Source organism: Dactylosporangium sp. McL0621 (genome assembly GCF_049995355.1).
Taxonomy (GTDB): Bacteria; Actinomycetota; Actinomycetes; order Mycobacteriales; family Micromonosporaceae; genus Dactylosporangium.
In genome coordinates this window covers 7,780,700-7,795,957 of sequence record NZ_CP188259.1, presented here as the reverse complement: position 1 = coordinate 7,795,957, position 15,258 = coordinate 7,780,700, and the positions used below count along the sequence as shown (strand labels likewise).

At 74.4% G+C, this 15,258-nt stretch carries 19 protein-coding genes and 1 pseudogene; 8 read left to right on the top strand and 12 right to left on the bottom strand.

The window, feature by feature from the left end; translation table 11 throughout:
* Nucleotides 1–20 precede the first annotated feature (20 nt).
* From ACPPVO_RS36765 to ACPPVO_RS36755, 3 genes are all read left to right on the top strand, one after another.
* The gene (locus tag ACPPVO_RS36765; protein WP_426503155.1) at nt 21–485 is read left to right on the top strand and encodes a hypothetical protein; all 465 of its coding nucleotides are present in this window, start codon (nt 21–23) and stop codon (nt 483–485) included.
* Entirely contained in the window at nt 482–781 is a 300-nt protein-coding gene (locus tag ACPPVO_RS36760) for a winged helix-turn-helix domain-containing protein (RefSeq protein ID WP_426503153.1), read from the top strand. Before ACPPVO_RS36765 ends, ACPPVO_RS36760 begins: the two co-directional genes overlap by 4 nt.
* A 227-nt stretch (nt 782–1,008) precedes the next feature.
* Nucleotides 1,009–1,443, top strand: coding sequence for a hypothetical protein (locus ACPPVO_RS36755; protein ID WP_426503152.1), 435 nt, complete (start codon nt 1,009–1,011; stop codon nt 1,441–1,443).
* Nucleotides 1,444–1,555: 112 nt separating this feature from the next.
* On the opposite strand, the gene ACPPVO_RS36750 is transcribed toward ACPPVO_RS36755, so the two are convergent.
* The 4 genes from ACPPVO_RS36750 to ACPPVO_RS36735 are packed head-to-tail and all read right to left on the bottom strand — an operon-like array spanning nt 1,556 to nt 4,545.
* Nucleotides 1,556–2,170: a DUF998 domain-containing protein gene (locus tag ACPPVO_RS36750; RefSeq protein WP_426503151.1), complete on the bottom strand. Its 615-nt coding sequence runs from the start codon at nt 2,168–2,170 to the stop codon at nt 1,556–1,558.
* Between the two features lie 25 nt (nt 2,171–2,195).
* The gene (locus tag ACPPVO_RS36745; RefSeq protein WP_426503150.1) at nt 2,196–2,864 is read right to left on the bottom strand and encodes a response regulator; all 669 of its coding nucleotides are present in this window, start codon (nt 2,862–2,864) and stop codon (nt 2,196–2,198) included.
* The gene (locus ACPPVO_RS36740; RefSeq protein ID WP_426503149.1) at nt 2,861–4,048 is read right to left on the bottom strand and encodes a sensor histidine kinase; all 1,188 of its coding nucleotides are present in this window, start codon (nt 4,046–4,048) and stop codon (nt 2,861–2,863) included. The genes ACPPVO_RS36745 and ACPPVO_RS36740 overlap by 4 nt, the downstream gene beginning before the upstream one ends.
* Nucleotides 4,045–4,545, bottom strand: a complete 501-nt coding sequence (locus ACPPVO_RS36735) for a hypothetical protein (protein WP_426503148.1) — start codon at nt 4,543–4,545, stop codon at nt 4,045–4,047. Before ACPPVO_RS36735 ends, ACPPVO_RS36740 begins: the two co-directional genes overlap by 4 nt.
* 132 nt (nt 4,546–4,677) lie before the next feature.
* Here ACPPVO_RS36735 and ACPPVO_RS36730 point away from each other — a divergent pair, with 132 nt between their 5' ends.
* Nucleotides 4,678–5,085, top strand: coding sequence for an ABC transporter permease (locus ACPPVO_RS36730; RefSeq protein WP_426503147.1), 408 nt, complete (start codon nt 4,678–4,680; stop codon nt 5,083–5,085).
* A 166-nt stretch (nt 5,086–5,251) separates the two neighbouring features.
* Here the strand turns inward: ACPPVO_RS36730 and ACPPVO_RS36725 are convergent, their stop codons facing one another.
* Both ACPPVO_RS36725 and ACPPVO_RS36720 read right to left on the bottom strand, forming a co-directional pair.
* Entirely contained in the window at nt 5,252–6,424 is a 1,173-nt protein-coding gene (locus tag ACPPVO_RS36725) for an RNA polymerase sigma factor (protein WP_426503146.1), read from the bottom strand.
* Between the two features lie 4 nt (nt 6,425–6,428).
* Entirely contained in the window at nt 6,429–6,788 is a 360-nt protein-coding gene (locus tag ACPPVO_RS36720) for a YciI family protein (protein ID WP_426503145.1), read from the bottom strand.
* 222 nt (nt 6,789–7,010) lie between these two features.
* Between ACPPVO_RS36720 and ACPPVO_RS36715 the strand changes: the two genes are divergently transcribed.
* On the top strand, nt 7,011–8,189 hold the full coding sequence (locus ACPPVO_RS36715) for a glycosyltransferase (RefSeq protein ID WP_426503144.1): 1,179 nt from the start codon (nt 7,011–7,013) through the stop codon (nt 8,187–8,189).
* A gap of 110 nt (nt 8,190–8,299) precedes the next feature.
* Here ACPPVO_RS36715 and ACPPVO_RS36710 read toward each other — a convergent pair whose 3' ends face one another.
* From ACPPVO_RS36710 to ACPPVO_RS36700, 3 genes are all read right to left on the bottom strand, one after another.
* On the bottom strand, nt 8,300–10,540 hold the full coding sequence (locus tag ACPPVO_RS36710) for a hypothetical protein (RefSeq protein WP_426503142.1): 2,241 nt from the start codon (nt 10,538–10,540) through the stop codon (nt 8,300–8,302).
* 127 nt (nt 10,541–10,667) lie between these two features.
* A complete protein-coding gene (locus ACPPVO_RS36705) occupies nt 10,668–10,853 on the bottom strand; it encodes a hypothetical protein (RefSeq protein WP_426503141.1) in 186 nt (61 codons plus the stop codon).
* 11 nt (nt 10,854–10,864) lie between these two features.
* Entirely contained in the window at nt 10,865–11,416 is a 552-nt protein-coding gene (locus ACPPVO_RS36700) for a TetR/AcrR family transcriptional regulator (protein ID WP_426503140.1), read from the bottom strand.
* A 48-nt stretch (nt 11,417–11,464) separates the two neighbouring features.
* Here ACPPVO_RS36700 and ACPPVO_RS36695 point away from each other — a divergent pair, with 48 nt between their 5' ends.
* Complete coding sequence (locus tag ACPPVO_RS36695) at nt 11,465–11,911, top strand: nuclear transport factor 2 family protein (protein WP_426503138.1); 447 nt, start codon at nt 11,465–11,467, stop codon at nt 11,909–11,911.
* Here the strand turns inward: ACPPVO_RS36695 and ACPPVO_RS36690 are convergent.
* Nucleotides 11,892–12,449 (bottom strand): AAA family ATPase, encoded by a 558-nt coding sequence (locus tag ACPPVO_RS36690; RefSeq protein WP_426503135.1) that lies wholly within the window; start codon nt 12,447–12,449, stop codon nt 11,892–11,894. The two genes, ACPPVO_RS36695 and ACPPVO_RS36690, sit on opposite strands and share 20 nt — an antisense overlap.
* Nucleotides 12,450–12,542: 93 nt before the next feature.
* Here ACPPVO_RS36690 and ACPPVO_RS36685 point away from each other — a divergent pair, with 93 nt between their 5' ends.
* Nucleotides 12,543–13,757 (top strand): prolyl oligopeptidase family serine peptidase, encoded by a 1,215-nt coding sequence (locus tag ACPPVO_RS36685; protein ID WP_426503134.1) that lies wholly within the window; start codon nt 12,543–12,545, stop codon nt 13,755–13,757.
* On the opposite strand, the pseudogene ACPPVO_RS36680 reads toward ACPPVO_RS36685, so the two are convergent.
* Together ACPPVO_RS36680 and ACPPVO_RS36675 are read right to left on the bottom strand one after the other, a co-directional pair.
* Nucleotides 13,740–13,913: pseudogene (locus ACPPVO_RS36680) on the bottom strand (transcriptional regulator); the annotation flags it as partial. The gene ACPPVO_RS36685 and the pseudogene ACPPVO_RS36680 sit on opposite strands and share 18 nt — an antisense overlap.
* A gap of 219 nt (nt 13,914–14,132) precedes the next feature.
* A complete protein-coding gene (locus tag ACPPVO_RS36675) occupies nt 14,133–14,804 on the bottom strand; it encodes a class I SAM-dependent methyltransferase (protein ID WP_426503133.1) in 672 nt (223 codons plus the stop codon).
* Between the two features lie 73 nt (nt 14,805–14,877).
* On the opposite strand from ACPPVO_RS36675, the gene ACPPVO_RS36670 reads away from it, so the two are divergent.
* Nucleotides 14,878–15,234 carry a VOC family protein gene (locus ACPPVO_RS36670; protein ID WP_426503132.1) on the top strand — a complete coding sequence of 119 codons (357 nt, stop codon included), beginning with the start codon at nt 14,878–14,880 and terminating at the stop codon, nt 15,232–15,234.
* Nucleotides 15,235–15,258 lie beyond the last annotated feature (24 nt).

Genomic DNA, 15,258 nt, shown 5'->3' with positions numbered 1-15,258 from the left:
TAATCGCATAACTTGTCGGCATGGAAAGTATTGAGGCCGCGGGGCAGCTCAGGGCGGCCGAGCTCGGTGCCGCCGCGCCCTACGTCAGCTACCCGCCCACCCCGTGGTGGTACGCGCCGTCGGCCGGCGCCTGGGTGGCCGCGATCATCGGCACCTTCCACTGGTGGCGCGAGAACGCGGGCCTGTTCCTGGGCTCGCTCGCCGCGCTGATCGCCGTCGAGCTCGTGTTCGTGACCTGGATGCGGCGCCGGCACGGTGCGCTGCCCCGGCCGGGCAAGGGAACGCCGCCCGCCGAGATCGCCGGGGTCTGGCGCGAGTTCCTCGTGGCCCTGCCCGTCATCGCCCTCGTCGTCGGGCTCGTCTGGTGGCCGGCCGGGGTGCCGGCGGCCGCCGGGACGGCGTTCGTGCTCGTGACGGCCGGCCTCGCCGTCTACGAGCGGCGCTATGCCGCGGCGGCCGCCCGGACCCGGGCCCGCCTTCGATGATCGACGGGCTGGATCCGCTCATCCACATACCGAAGCGCCTGGCCGCCATGGCCGTCCTGGCCAACGCGCCCTCGGTGTCGTTCCGCTTCCTCAAGGACCAGCTGCAGATCAGCGAGTCGGACCTGTCGAAGCAGATGTCGGCCCTGGAGTCGGCCGGGTACGTCAGCTCGACGAAGGTCGGTCACGGCCGCGGGGGCAGCACGACCTACCGGATGACGCGCGCCGGCCAGGTGGCCTACGAGACGCACTGCGCGGCCCTGCGGGCGCTGATCGGCGGCGCCGGAACCGGGGACTAGCCCGGCCGCACGGACCGGCCGTCGGCCGCGCGGCGCAGGGCCAGCGGGGAGCCGTCGCAGCTGCGTGCCAGGCGCTGCAGCACGGGGCCGCCGGTCTTCGGGCCGCCGAGGCCGCCTCGATCTCCCGCATTGTTGCGACGCAACTTCGCAAGAACTGATCGGAAGATCATCAAGTGCCGGCAGGGCAGGGGCAACGATCAATGCGCCGGCCGCGTACGCTGACCGGCATGGCGCGTGTGCTCCGGTGGGCCCTGATCGGCTTCGCCGCCGTGGCCCTGGCCTCGCTGCTCTACGTGCGGGGCGGTCTGGGGGAGTACGTGCGGGGCGGCTCCGTCACCACGGCCCACCTCGGCGCGTGCACCAACGACATCTGGCACGAGGAGGACCACATCACCTGCCCGGCCACCTGGGACGCCGGCGGCGGCGAGGTCCGGGGCACGGTGCGGATCGGCGACGCGAACGTCCGGCTGCCGGCGGCGCAACTGCGGGTGTTCGCCGACGGCACCACCGCCGTCCCGGCCGACCCCCGCACCATGGCGATCGGGGCCGGCGTGCTGGCAGTGCTGCTCACCCTGCTCGGGTGGGAGGCGTTCCCGCTGCTGCGCCGCACCTACGGCGCGGCCGGCGCCAGGCGCGGCGCGTTCGCGAGCAGCCGGGCGTAGATCGAGGTCGTCCACGCGGCTGCGGCGCAGCTACGGCGCGGCCGGCGCCAGGCGCGGCGCGTTCGCGAGCAGCCGGGCGTAGATCGAGGTCGTCCACGCGGCTGCGGCGCAGCTACGGCGCGGCCGGCGCCAGGCGCGGCGCGTTCGCGAGCAGCCGGGCGTAGATCGAGGTCGTCCACGCGGCGCCGGCCGCCTGGCCGAGCAGCGCGGCGCGGAAGTCCCCCGCGGCGGCCGTGACCACCGTGGCGCCGATGACCACGACGAAGGCCGAGATCGTCCACGCCATCCAGCCCGGCTCCCGCTCGATGAAGAAGCGACGGGCGAAGATGGTGTACCCGATGATGCCCGCGATCCCGGCGAGCGCCGGCGCGGCCGAGTGCACGACGCCGTGCCAGGTCGCGGAGTCCGGGGCGCCGGCCGGGAACCCGTTGACCGGGTCCGGGAGGAAGACGCCCGCGACGATCCACGCGGCGCCGCCGGCCCCGACGAACCAGGGCGCCGGGGCGTGGGCGCGCCGCAGCCCGGCCGCGCCGAGCACGGCGAGGACGCCGCAGGCCACGAAGTTGGCGATCTGCACCCAGCCCAGGTCGCCCAGGGCGAGCGAGCTCAACGGGTGCCGGGCGGGGTCGAAGCCCGTGCGGGTGTACGCCTGCGCGAGCACGCCGGCGACGAACAGCGGACCGGCTACGGCCCCGGCGAGCAGCAGCGGTCGATCGGCATCAGCCATGCCACGAAAATAGGTGACCGATTAGTCACATGTCAACGATGCAGTGGTACTGGTGCTCGGGCCGGCCGGTGACGCCGTAGCGCAGGCGGACCTCGGCGACGCCGTCGCGGGCCAGGGCGGCCAGGTACCGCTGGGCGGTGGCGCGGGAGATGCCGAGCTCGTCGGCGACGTCGGCGGCGGTGCGGGGCTGCCCGGCCCGCCGCAGCGCCTCGCTCACGAGCCGGACGGTCACCGCCGACTGGCCCTTCGGGGCGGCCGGGCGGTCCCCGTCGTGCAGCACCCGCCAGCAGCGGTCGACCTCGGCCTGGGTCAGGGTCCGCGGGCCGGTGCCGACCAGCGCGCGGTAGTGCCGGTACGCGCTCAGCCGGTCGGCCAGCTGCTCGGCCGTGAACGGCTTGACGAGGTAGTTCAGCGCCCCGCGGGCGTAGGCGGCGCGGACGGTGGCCGCGTCGGACGCGGCGGTGAGCAGGATGGCGTCGACGGTGAGCTCGGCCAGCAGGTCGAGCCCCGACTCGTCGGGCAGGTACACGTCGAGCAGCACCAGGTCGATCGGGCGCGCCGCGAGCTCGCGCCGGGCCTCGGCCGCGCTGCGGGCCGTCGCGGCCACCGCGAAGCCGTCGACCCGGTGCGTGAAGCCGACGTGGACCCGGGCGACGCGGAAGTCGTCCTCCACGACCAGGACGCTGATCGTCACGCCGGCTCCCGCGCCGGTTGCAGGGCCCCGGGCAGGCGCGCCTCGAACACGGCGCCGTGGCCGTCGCGGCCGGGATCGGTGAGGCGCACGCCGAACGCGGCGTCGTGGCCGTCGCGGCCGGGATCGGTGAGGCGCACGCCGAACGCGGCGTCGTGGCCGTGGTGGCCGGGATCGGCCAGGCGCACGTCGCCGTGCAGGCGCCGGGCGGCCTGCCGGGCCAGGGCCAGCCCGAGGCCGCGGCCGTCCTCGCCGTGCATCGACACGCCGGAGTCGAAGATCCGCCCGGCCAGGCCGGCCGGCACGCCGTCGCCGGAGTCGACGACGGAGATGTGCAGGGTGGCGCCGTCCTCGAGCAGGGCCAGGTCGACCCAGGCGGGGCGGCGGGCGCCGCGCCGGGCGGCCTCGAGGGCGTTGTCGACGAGGATGCCCAGGACGGTCGTGACCTCGACGGGGGCGGTGACGCGGGTACCGACCCAGGTCGTGTCGGCGAGCGTGAGCCGCACGTCCTTCTCCGCCGCCTCGGCGGTCTTGGCGTCCACGAACGCCTGCAGGTACGGGTCGTCGACGGTCCGGCCGGCGGCGGGGGCGGCGGTGTCGGAGACCGCGTGCAGGAACTCGAGGGCCTCGCCGCCGTGGCCGTTCTGCAGCAGCCCGGACAGCACGTGCAGCCGGTTGGCGAACTCGTGGCGCTGCGCGCGCAGGGCGGTGCTCAGCGTCCGCACGGACTCGAGCTCCCGGGTGATCGTCTCCAGGGCGGTCCGGTCGCGCAGGGTCAGCACGCCGCCGAGGTCGCGCTCGTCGCGGCGCACGGCGCGGTAGTTGGCCACGAGCACCCGCTCGCCGGCGACCGTGATGACGTTGTCGACCGGTGCGCGGTCGGCGAACACCTGGCGCAGCGCCGGGGGAAGGCTCAGCGCCGCGACCGTGCCCCCGGTGTGCACGCCGAGCAGCCGCGCCGCCTCGCCGTTGCAGACCGACACCCGGCCGTCGGCGTCGACCGCGAGCACCCCCTCGCTGATGCCGTGCAGCACCGCCTCGCGCTCCTGCACCAGCTCGGCGAGCTCGCCGGGCTCCAGGCCCAGCGTGAGCCGCTTGAGCCGCCGCGCCAGCAGCACCGAGCCGACGAAGCCGAGCAGCAGCGCCCCGCCGGCGAAGACCGCGGCGATGCCGAGCTCGCTCGTCACGTGCCCGCGGATGTCCTCGATGCGGAAGCCGACGTCACCTCGCCGACGATCGCCCCGCCGGCGTCGCGCAGCGGCGTCTTGCCCCGGGCCGAGAGCCCGAGCGTGCCCCGCTCGACGCTCACCGTGTCGCGGCCGCCGAGCACCGCCGACGGGTCGGTGCTGACCGGCTCGTGGATGCGGTCGGGGTTCGGGTGCGCCAGCCGGATGCCGAGCCGGTTGGTGATGACCACGAACAGCGCGCCGCTGGCCGCCTTCGCCGCCTCGGCCCGGGCCGGCAGCACGTGCTCCGGGTCGTCGGCGGCGGCCGCCGCGGCGATCGCCGGGTCGGCCGCGAGGGTGTGCGCGACCGCGAGGGCGCGGGTGCCGTACTGCTGGGCCAGCTCGTCGTCGAACAGCCAGCTGACGAGCGCGAAGCCGACGCCCACCACGACGACCAGCACGGCCGCCTGCAGGGCCAGCGCCTGCCGGGCGAACGGGGCGTGACGCAGGCGAAACATGACGTGAGCGTACCGCCGGGACCGCCCCGCGCACCCCGTGAGCAAAACGCGCAATACGCGGCTGACGCGGCTTGGCTCCACAACGCCGGGAAGGGTTCGCAGCGCCCGCCGGGCAACGCGGTGCCGCGGATCGTGCTCGCCTCGCTGTTCGTCATCTGGTTCGGGCTCGGCCTGTCCTCGAAGGTCGCCACCGCGGTCGTGCTCGTCGTCTTCGCCGTGTTCTTCAACGCCTTCCAGGGCGCCCGGGAGGTCGACCGCAACCTGGTCAACAACGCCCGCATCCTGGGCGCCTCCCGCACCCAGGTGCTCACGTCGATCGTCGTGCCCAGCGCCATGTCGTGGATCTTCGCCTCGCTGCACGCCGCGTTCGGCTTCGCCCTGATCGGCGCGGTCGTCGGCGAGTACGCCGGGGCCGACAAGGGCCTCGGGCTGCTCATCGCCAACGCCCAGGGCACGTTCGACGCGGCCGGCATCTACGCCGGAATGATCATCATCACCGTCATCGCCCTGCTCGCCGAGTGGCTGCTGACGCTGCTGTAGCGCCGGCTGCTGCGCTGGCGCCCACCGGTACAGACCGAAACCCAGATCTGAAGGGAACACGCGCATGCGCAAACTCGTGGCCCTCGCCGGCGAACGTCAAGGGCAAGAAGGACCAGGTCGACCTGGCCAAGACGTACACCACCGAGTACGTCACGAAGGTCGGCCCCTAGCGGAGGCGGGCCGCGCGCAGGGTGAGGTACCGCTGCTCGGGAAGGCTGGCGGTCATCCGCGCGGCCCGCAGGTAGCAGTCGCGGGCCGCGGCGGGCTCGCCGGTCAGCTCGAGCAGGTGGGCGCGCACGGCCTCGAGCCGGTGGGTGTGCGCGAGCCGGGCGTCGTCGTCGAGCGTGCCCAGCTCGGCGAGGCCGGCGACGGGGCCGTGCACCATCGCCACCGCGACGGCCCGGCTGAGCGTCACGACGGGGCCGGGCGCCACCCGGTGCAGGACGTCGTACAGGGCGAGGATCTGCGGCCAGTCGGTCGCCGCGGCCGTCGCGGCCTCGTCGTGCAGGGCGGCGATCGCGGCCTGGACCTGGTACTGCCCGACCGGGCCCGAGCCGAGGGTGCGGGCGAGCAGCGCCTGCCCCTCGGCGATCGCGGCCGCGTCCCAGCGCCCGCGGTCCTGCTCGGCCAGCGGCACGAGCTGCCCGGCGGCGTCGGTGCGCGCGGCCCGGCGGGCGTCGGTGAGCAGCATGAGCGCGAGCAGGCCGGCGACCTCGGCGTCGGCGGGGACCAGGCGGTACAGGAGGCGGGCCAGCCGGACCGCCTCCGCGGTCAGGTCCGGGCGGTGCAGGTCGGTGTAGCCCTCGTTGAACATGAGGTACAGCACGTGCAGCACCACACCGAGGGCCGGGCCCGGCTCGAACCGGCCGCCGGCCTCGCGGATGCGCTGCTTGGCCCGGCTGATCCGCTGGGCCATCGTCGCCTCCGGCACCAGGAACGCCGCCGCGACCTGCGCGGTCGACAGCCCGCCGACGGCCCGCAGCGTCAGCGCGAGCTGCGACGGCGGCGACAGAGCCGGATGGCAGCACAGGAACAGCACGAGCAGCGTGTCGCCGGGATCGTCGGGGGGCTCGTTCGTCGGGTCCAGCGCGGCCGCGACCTCCCGGCGCCGCCGGGCGCTGTCGGTGCGCCAGTGGTCGACGAGCGCCCGGCTCGCGACGGTCAGCAGCCACGCCCGCGGCCGCTGCGGCACACCCTCCGCGGGCCACCGCACGGCCGCGGCGAGCAGCGCCTCCTGCACGGCGTCCTCGCACGCGTCGAACTGCCCGTGCCGGGCCACGAGCGTGCCGAGGACCCGCGGCGCCAGCTCGCGCAGCAGGTCCTCGACCGCCCCGGTCATCGCCTCAGTCCCGCGGCGGCTCGTCCATGACCCGGCGGACCTCCATCGGGTACTCGGTCACCGCCACCACCCGCGCCGCGATCTCGACGGCACGCTCGTGCGTCGCCTCGACGATCCAGTACCCGGCGAGGGACTCCTTGATCTCGGCGAACGGCCCGTCGGTCGGGACGGGCGCCCCGCCGGCGAAGCGCACCGACGTGGCCCGGGCCGGGTCGGTCAGGTGCCGGCTCTCCACGACCTCGCCCGACTCGCGCAGCTCGCGATCCATGTCCATCATGGCCGCCTGCATGCCGCCGATCCACTCCGGGCTGCGCTCCTCGAGCGAGGCCCCGAGACCGCCGAACATCATGATCATGTACCGCATCGCCGCACCTCCGGTCCGCGCCCCGCCGTCGGGGCGTCGGCGCCGGGTCGGAGCCGCCCCGGCCGTTCTCGACATCCGCCCGGAAGATTCTGGTCGTCGCCGGCATCGACACGGCGCGGGAGTGCGGCCACCGCGCCTCCCGTTCCACCGTACAACGCGGGGCGGGGCTTGCGGCAAGGCCCCCGCACGGGCGCAGAATCGCCTGTCGAATGGGGGTTCAACATGCGTGTGATCCTGTCGACGTACGACTCGCGCGGGGGCGTCGAGCCGCTCGCGGCGCTCGCGGTACAGCTCAAGGAGCTCGGGGCCGAGGCGCTCGTGTGCGCGCCGCCGGACTGTGCCGAGCGGCTCGCCGAGCTCGAGGTACCGCTGGCGCCGATCGGCAAGCCGACCCGGGAACTCGTGCACGGGTCCGGGACGCCCGACGTGAACCGGCTCGCGGCCGACTTCATCGGGCTGCAGCTCGACCGGCTCGCGAAGGCCGCTCAGGGGTGCGACGCCATCGTGACGAGCGGCCTGCTGCCGGTCGTGGCCGGGGCGCAGTCGGTCGCCGAGCTGCTCGGGGTGCCGTCGGTGAACGTGAGCTACTGCCCGGTGTTCCTGTCCTCGCCGCACCACCGGCCGCCGCCGCTGCCCGGCCGGCCGGTGCCGGCCGACGTCACCGACCCGGCGGCGCTCGACGAGCTGGATGTGGCGAACTACAACGGGTTCCTGCGCGAGCCGCTCAACGAGCACCGCGCCGCGGCCGGGCTGCCGCCGGTGGACGACGTGCGTGCGTTCGTGCGTACCGCGCGGCCGTGGCTCGCCGCCGACCCGGTCCTCGCGCCGTGGCCGGGCGGGCGGGCCGACGTGGTGCAGACGGGGGCCTGGTTCGTGACCGACGAGCGGCCGCTGCCGGCGGACCTGGAGGCATTCGTGGACGCGGGACCGCTGCCGGTGTACCTCAGCTTCGGCAGCATGCCCGCGCCGGAAGGGTTCGCCCGGGCGGCCGTCGACGCGATCCGCGCGCGCGGCCGGCGGGTGGTCCTCGGGCGGGGCTGGGCCGGGCTCGACGGCGACGAGGACTGCTTCGTCATCGGCGAGGTGAACCAGCAGGCGCTGTTCAAGCGGGTGGTGGCCGCGATCCACCACGGCGGCGCGGGCACCACGACGACGGCGACACGGGCCGGGGTACCGCAGATCGTGGTGCCGCAGTGGGCGGACCAGCCGTACTTCGCCGGGCGGGTCGCGGCGCTGGGCATCGGGGCGGCGGCCGGCGCCGGGTCCCTCGACCAGGCGCTGGACGCGGCACTGCGGCCCGCGACCAGGCAGCGGGCGGCCGCCGTGGCCGCCACGGTCCGCACCGATGGCGCGGCCGTGGCGGCCCGGCGTCTGCTCGATCTGGCGGATCAGCAGGAGTAGGCGCAGCGCGCCACCCGGATCGCCGGGGTCGACGTGCCGGGGCCGGGCGCGGCCGCCTGCTGATCCCGCACCGGCTGCCGGCCCGGGGCTACCAGCTCGCGGCGGGGAGGTCACGCGGAGCGGGCGAACCTCGTGAACGACAGCAGGTACAGGCTGCTGAGGACCCAGCCGGCGAGCGTGGCCAGGTTGAGCCACCACTCGGTCAGGGTGCCGTGGCGGGCGTGCGGGCTGGGGTACCACGTGGTCCGCTGCCCGAGAGAGATCAGGGGCACGACGGTGTCGATGGCGTACAGCACCGGGTTGAAGCAGCGGATCTGGCCGTCGCCGCACGGGTCCGGCCGCGGCGAGCCCGCCGACGGCGCCGCGTCCGCCGCGGGGCCCGGCGGGTCCGCCGGGTCGACGGTGACCAGGCGGCCGTCGACGGCGTAGGCGTTCCCGCGCGGGTCGGTGGCGCGCAGCGTCGCGCTGACGCCCGGGACGTAGAGCGACGCGGCGACGGCGACGAGCAGCGCCAGCAGGAACCAGACCGTGCGCCCGGGACGGTAGCCGTAGCCGACCAGCAGCCCGTAGAGCAGGTCCAGGATGCTGCGCGGCGCGAGCCGGTGGCGGCGGCCGGCCCTTCGGGCCTGGTGGCGCCGCTCGATCAGGATGGCCTCGGCGTCGCCGCGGTACCCGTGCCGCCGGAAGACCTCGGCGAGCTGCTCGTAGGGCTCGGCGTCGTAGACCGACTGCCGGCGCAGCCACCGCAGCCGGGCGGCCCGGTCGAACGAGAGGTCGCCGAACCGGTCGTACGTCATGCCGGACACGATGATCCGCTCCGGCCACCGGTCCGGGTCGTCGTCGAGCACCGAGGTGGCGAGCCCGCGGAAGTCGACGCTCGGGCTGACGTGGTCCCACAGCAGGTAGACCCCGGAGCGCACGGTCGTCGAGATCGTCTGTATGGCGTGCCCGGCGGGGTTGTCGTCGGACGGTCCCGGGCACTCGAAGGACCCGCCTCGGAGGTTCAGGCGCCCCTCGATGACGCTGCGGTTGAGCGCGACGAAGCCGTTTGATCGAAATCCGTCCATGAGTCGGACCGATCCTTTGACTGTCGCCTGGCGCAGGCCCAGGGTCCGTTCACCGGGATTGACCAGGACGGCACCGCCGGCGTTGATGCTGCCGCCGATGCTCGCCCCGCGGAAACCGAGGAATCCGCCGGTCGCCTGCAGGCCCTGCAGCTGGACGCCGCCGTCGATCGTCGCGCCGGCGCCCGACACGAGCGCGCCGTCGGACCGCGGCGAGCGGAGCGTGACACCGCGCAGTACCAGGTCGCCCCGCAGGTGTGCGCCGGCGACGCTGATCGCCCCGTCGACGGTCACGCCCGGCTCGAGCACGACGTGGGAGCGGCCCTCGGCGCTGGTCAGGTTGAGGGCGTCGCGGCCGGGCGCGGCGAGCTCGGCGGCCGGATCGACGGTCACCGTGGTGAAGCGGGCGTAGGACAGGTCGATACCGCCGGTCACGCGGCACTCGCCCGCGAGCTTGAGCGGGCCGCCGATGGACAGCCGCCGCCCCACGACGGCGTAGTCGTCGTCGGCCGCCCGCAGGTGCGCGTCGCGGATCGACAGGCGGCCGGCGATTGTCGCGTTGCTCAGGGTGATCCGTCCCGCGATCCGCGGCGGCCGCCGTGTCGCGGCGTGCGGGATGATGAAGATGCTCCCGCCGATGTGCGCCTCCCCGAGGTCGACGGCCGACGCGGGGTGCGCGATGTGCGCGCCGGCCAGGTCGAAGGAGCCGTCGATCCGGGCGCCGCGCAGGCGGATCTCGCCCGTGGCGGTGAAGCCGTGCACCAGCCGGACGTTGCCGCCGACGCGCAGCCGGTTGGCGGAGACGGCGCCGTGGCGGCCGGCGTCGATGACGGTGTCGAGCGCGTGCAGGCGGCCGCCCACCTCGGCGTCGCACAGCCAGACGGCGGCGCCGCTCGAGCTCTCGCCGGTGCGGTGCACGCCCGCGATGCGCGAGCGGGACAGGTCCAGGTCGCCCCGCACGCGCACGCCGTTGGCCAGCAGGCCCGGCAGCCGCGGGGCGCCGGTGAGCGCCAGCGCGCGGACGCCGGCGTCGGTCAGGTCCGGCGCCTCGTCGAAGGTGCAGTCCGCGAAGGCCAGCGGGAACGGGACGTCGACGCCGGCCAGGTCGAGCCGGCCGCGCACGTGGACGGCGCGCAGCCGCAGGCCGTGGGGATCGACCCGGGCGGCCCCGGCCGCGGCGGCGACGCAGAGCCCGCGCAGCAGCCGGGCGTCGATCGTGCCGCCGCGCAGCTCGGTGCCGCGACGGCCGGCGGCGTGCAGCTCGCGCCGCCGGGATTCGAGGATCAAAGCCGGTCCAATCCGCTAGGGGCTGTATCGAAGTGGGGGTCGGAGCGAGCCGACGCCTGAGTCCGCCGCAGCCCGGCCATCCACTTCGATACAGCCCCTAGATCTGCTCGATGCTGGTGGCCCGCAGCTACAGCCGGCCGTCGCAACGACCGCCGGTGGGGTCGGCGAAGCCCGTCAGCCGCACCCGCAGGACGCCCCAGCCCGGGGGGCGCGTGGCGGCCGGTGAGAGCAGAGTGCCGTCCGGGCCGCTGAGGACGGCGACGGTCGACGAGGGGCCGGAGTCGGTCCCCAGCCGGTACGCATCGGCGGACATGCCTGCCAACCCTAGCGGGCCAGGCCGTCGAAGACGATGGCGAGCATGCGGGCGCGCACCTCCTCGTCGATCGCGGCCGCGCGGGACGTGGCGACCAGCAGGGCGTAGACCTCCGGCAGCTCGGCGTCGGCGCGGACGGCTCCGGCGCGCTGGGCACGCTCCAGCAGTACACCCACGGCCCGGCGCAGGCCGTTGGCGGCTTCGTGGGCCTCGCCGTCGCGGTCGCCGCCGGCGTCGAGCAGCGCCTCGCCGATCGCGATCTTCGTGGCCGCGTCGGCGACGAGGTGGCGGAAGAAGGCGTAGAAGGCGGCGCCGGGGTCCTCGTGGCCGAGCAGCGTCTCGGCCTCGGTGCGCAGCCGCTCGTACCGCCGGATGAGCACGGCCTGCAGCAGCGCCGCCTTGGTGGGGAAGTGGCGGAAGACCGTCGCGATGCCGACCCCGGCCAGGCGGGCCACCTCCTCGGTCGACGCGGCCTCGCCGCCGCGGCCGAAGACGTCCTCGGCGGCGTCGAGGATGCGGTCGCGGTTCGCCTTGCCGTCGCTGCGCATGCCCGTCCTTGCCACCGTCGCCACCCTTGCTAACCGAAGTCCAGACTCCGTACCATCGGAGTCATGACTTCGGATCGTACCCCCCGTGAGGTCTTCCTGGCGCTCGTGGACGGCATCGCCGGGGAGCGCTGGGACGAGCTGCCGGGCCTCTACGCGGAGCGCACCGACGTGACGCATCCGCTCCACCCGCTGCGCGTCCCGGCCCTGCGCACCCGCGACGAGCTGCGCGAGCACTTCCGGCCGCCCGGTGCCGGCCCGCGGCTGCGGCGCCGGGTGAGCGACGTCGTCGTGCACGAGACCGCGGACCCGGAGGTGATCGTGGCCGAGTTCGCGTACCGCGGCGTCGTCGAGGACACCGGCGAGCAGTTCACGCAGCCGGCCATCCTGGTGCTGCGCGTGCGGGACGGGGAGATCGTCGAGTCCCGCGACTACCTCGACCACCTGACGTCCGCCCGCGTCCGCGGTCAGCTCGACGAGGTCATCGCGGCCGTCAAGATCGCCCCGCGTTGACGAAGGCGACGATCTCGTCGAGCGCGGGGCGGTAGTCGTCGCCGGTGTCGACGTCGATCTCGGGGACGTCGAGCCGGACGCGGTCGAAGCCGTCGTGCCCGGCCGCGTGCTCCTGCCGGGTGGCGAGGTGCGTGTCGGCGTGGGCGCGCCGGGTGGGGCTCTCGCCCTGCCGGCGCTGGATGCGGGCCCGGGCGGTCTCGGCCGGGACCTGGCAGTGGACGATCCGGATGTCGGCGAGTTCGCGCAGGGGTTGCAGGTGCGGGCGCCAGAGCCGGTCCTGGAACGCGGCTTCGGCCACCGTGGTGACGCCGGCGCCCAGGAGCAGCTCCAGCGACCGGAAGAACACCGGCAACGTGCGCAGGTTGAGCTCGTCGCCGGGCGCGGCGACGTAGCTGCCGGTCGCGTGGACCATGCCCTCCTTGATCTCGTCCCGGCAGATGGCCGGGCAGCCGATCGCGCGGGCGAGCCGATGGGCCAGGGTGGTCTTGCCGGCGCCGGGCGGGCCGCTGACGACGACGAGGATCGGTCGTGTGCTCACTGCCTGGTTATAGCGGTGCTCGCGCCGTCCCGCTCGACACTTTCGTGGCAAAATCAACGTTCGTCAATGGTATTCCATGGATGGAGGCCGCCAGTGTCCATCAACCGTCGTACCGTTCTTGCCGCCGGCGCGGGAGTCGCCGCCGGGCTGACCCTGCCGGGCGTCGCCCTGGCCGGAGACCGTGCCGTGGGCTTCACGCTCGACGCCGTGACGCTCGACGGTGGCGAGCAGGTCGTCTCGCTCACCCTCGACACCGCCCGGCTCGGCCCGATCGCCCCGGGCTCGCTGACCGCCGGGACGTTCACCGTGCACGCCAAGGCGACCAGCCCGATCCCGATCGCGCCCGGGGATCAGATCTTCAGCGAGTACGACCTCGATCGTGTCGTCACCGCCGCGCGCCTCGACCACCGCGGCAACATCGTGCTGGAGCTGAGCACGGCGGAGGGGCAGCTCGGCGGCGGCACGCTCGGCTACATCGCGAGCAGGGGCCGCAACGTGCGGCTGAACCTGGTGTACACGGTCACGCAGCGGGCGCCGCTGCGGCTGCGCAACGGCCGCGCGGTCACCATCGCGCGGTTCGGGCAGGGCCGGCTCGTCAACCCGGAGGTGGACGCGTTCGGCTACCACACCTCGGGCTCGGGGATGCAGTACCGGCTCTTCAGCGCCCCCGGGGCCGCCCGCCCGCTGATCGTGTGGCTGCACGGCGGCGGCGAGGGCGCGTCGCTGCCCGACAACTACTACGACAACGAGACCACGCTGCGGGCCAACCGCGGGGCGCTCGGGTTCGCCACGCCCGAGGCGCAGCGGATCTTCAACGGCGCGCACGTCGTCGTGCCGCAGAGCACCTCGTACTGGCTCGAGGACGGCGACCGCTTCGCGCCGCTCATCCGCGAGATCGTCGACGACGTCGCCCGCCGGTACGCGGTCGACCGGCGGCGCATCTACGTGGCGGGCTGCAGCAACGGCGGGTACATGAGCCTGAAGATGACGACGGTGTACCCGGACACGTTCGCCGCGTCGGTGCCGATCTGCGGCGTCGTGACGGACGTGCTCACCGACGACGAGCTGCGCCACATCGACACCCCGACGTGGCTGGTCGCCTCGCGCGACGACGACACGGTGCCGCCGGAGGCCAACACGGTCCACGCGCACGATCTCATCCCGCGGTCGCTGCTGTCGCTGTACGACCACGTGATCTGGAACGGGTACCAGTTCCCTGGGCACTGGTCGTGGATCTACGTGGCGCGCAACGATCCGAGCATCGGCGGTACCCATGTCTGGCAGTGGATGTCACGGCAGCGCGGCTGACGGCAGGCGCACGACGCAGGCGCCTGGCGCGCCGAAGGGCTCCAGCACCGCCTCCTCGCCGAGCACGCCCCGGACCACGCCGGCGTGCAGCCCGCACATGGCGTCGGGCTGCGGCCCGACAAGTTCCAGGAACGGGCAGGTGTACAGGTGGATCTCTCCGGCGTGCCGCCGCGGCCCTCGAGGCGCCGCCCGCTCAGGTACGCCCCGGGGATGACGCCGAACTGCCTCCCGAACTCGCGCACCAGGTGCGACTTCGACATGAGCGCGGCGGCGGCGACAACGTCGAGGTTCAGCGCCGGGTCGGCGAACTCGCGGTCGATGAGGTCGCGCGCCCGGCGCAGGTGAACGGCCGGCGTTGTCGCTGTTCCTAGTGTCCTATGGCTTACGCGCTGTGATGAGGTACGGCAATCCGCCGCCGAGGGTGAAGTCGGGGCGGGGTTCGGCCGTCGCGTCGGTGAAGCCCGCCGCCGTCAGCGCCTCGAGGATCGGCGCCGGGTCGTCCAGGTGCATGAACGGCAGCGCGTCCCGGGTGTCGTCGGTGTAGTGCTCGGCGAACAGCGGCGGCAGGTCCCCGCCGCCGGTGAACCAGAAGCCGTCCACGGCCACGAGCCGGCCACCGGGGCGCAGCAGGCCGGACCAGTTCGCCATCGCCCGGGCCGGTTCGCGCAGGGTCCACAGCAGGTGCCGGCTCGTCACGGCGTCGAAGGAGGCCGGGGCGAAGCCGGGCGCGACCGCGTCGCCGAGCCGGGCGTCCACGGCCAGGCCGCGCGCGGCCGCGTTGGCGGTGAGCTCCGCGAGCATGGCCGGGGCGAGGTCGACCGCGGTGACCCGGTGGCCGAGCGACGCCGCGGCGAGGGCCAGGTAGCCGGTGCCGGCCGCCACGTCCAGGACGTCGGCCGGGGGATCGGGCAGCACCGCGGCGAGGGCGTCGACCCACTGCTCGTACTGCGCCGAGCCGTGCTCGGCGACGTTGCCGGCGTGCGCCTCGTAGCCGGGCGCCGCGGTGTTCCAGAAGGTGGTGATGTGGTCCTGAACGGGTTCGCTCATCGCTGTTGCTCCGTTCGTGGGAGTCACGGGTTCCGGACGCCGATCGTCCGGAATCGTCGGTACGGTCCTCGCCATGGCTATCGCACGTTATCCGGGTCTCGTGATCGACTGCCCCGATCCGGGGGCGCTCGCCCGCTTCTACGGGACGATGCTCGACTGGAAGGTCGACGTCACCGAGGACTGGGCCCACATCCAGGCGGAGTACGGCCACACCATCTCGTTCCAGCGGGTCGAGGGGTTCTCGGCGCCGGACTGGCCGGGGCAGGAGCACCCGCAGCAGATGCATGTCGACGTGACCGTCGACGATCTCGACGAGGGTGAGGCGGCGGTGCTCGCGCTCGGGGCGACGAAGGACAGGAATCAGCCCGGTACGACCTTCCGGGTCTTTCTGGATCCGGCGGGTCATCCGTTCTGCATTTGTCTGCCGTAAATGGGTACTGGGCCTTGTGGCTCG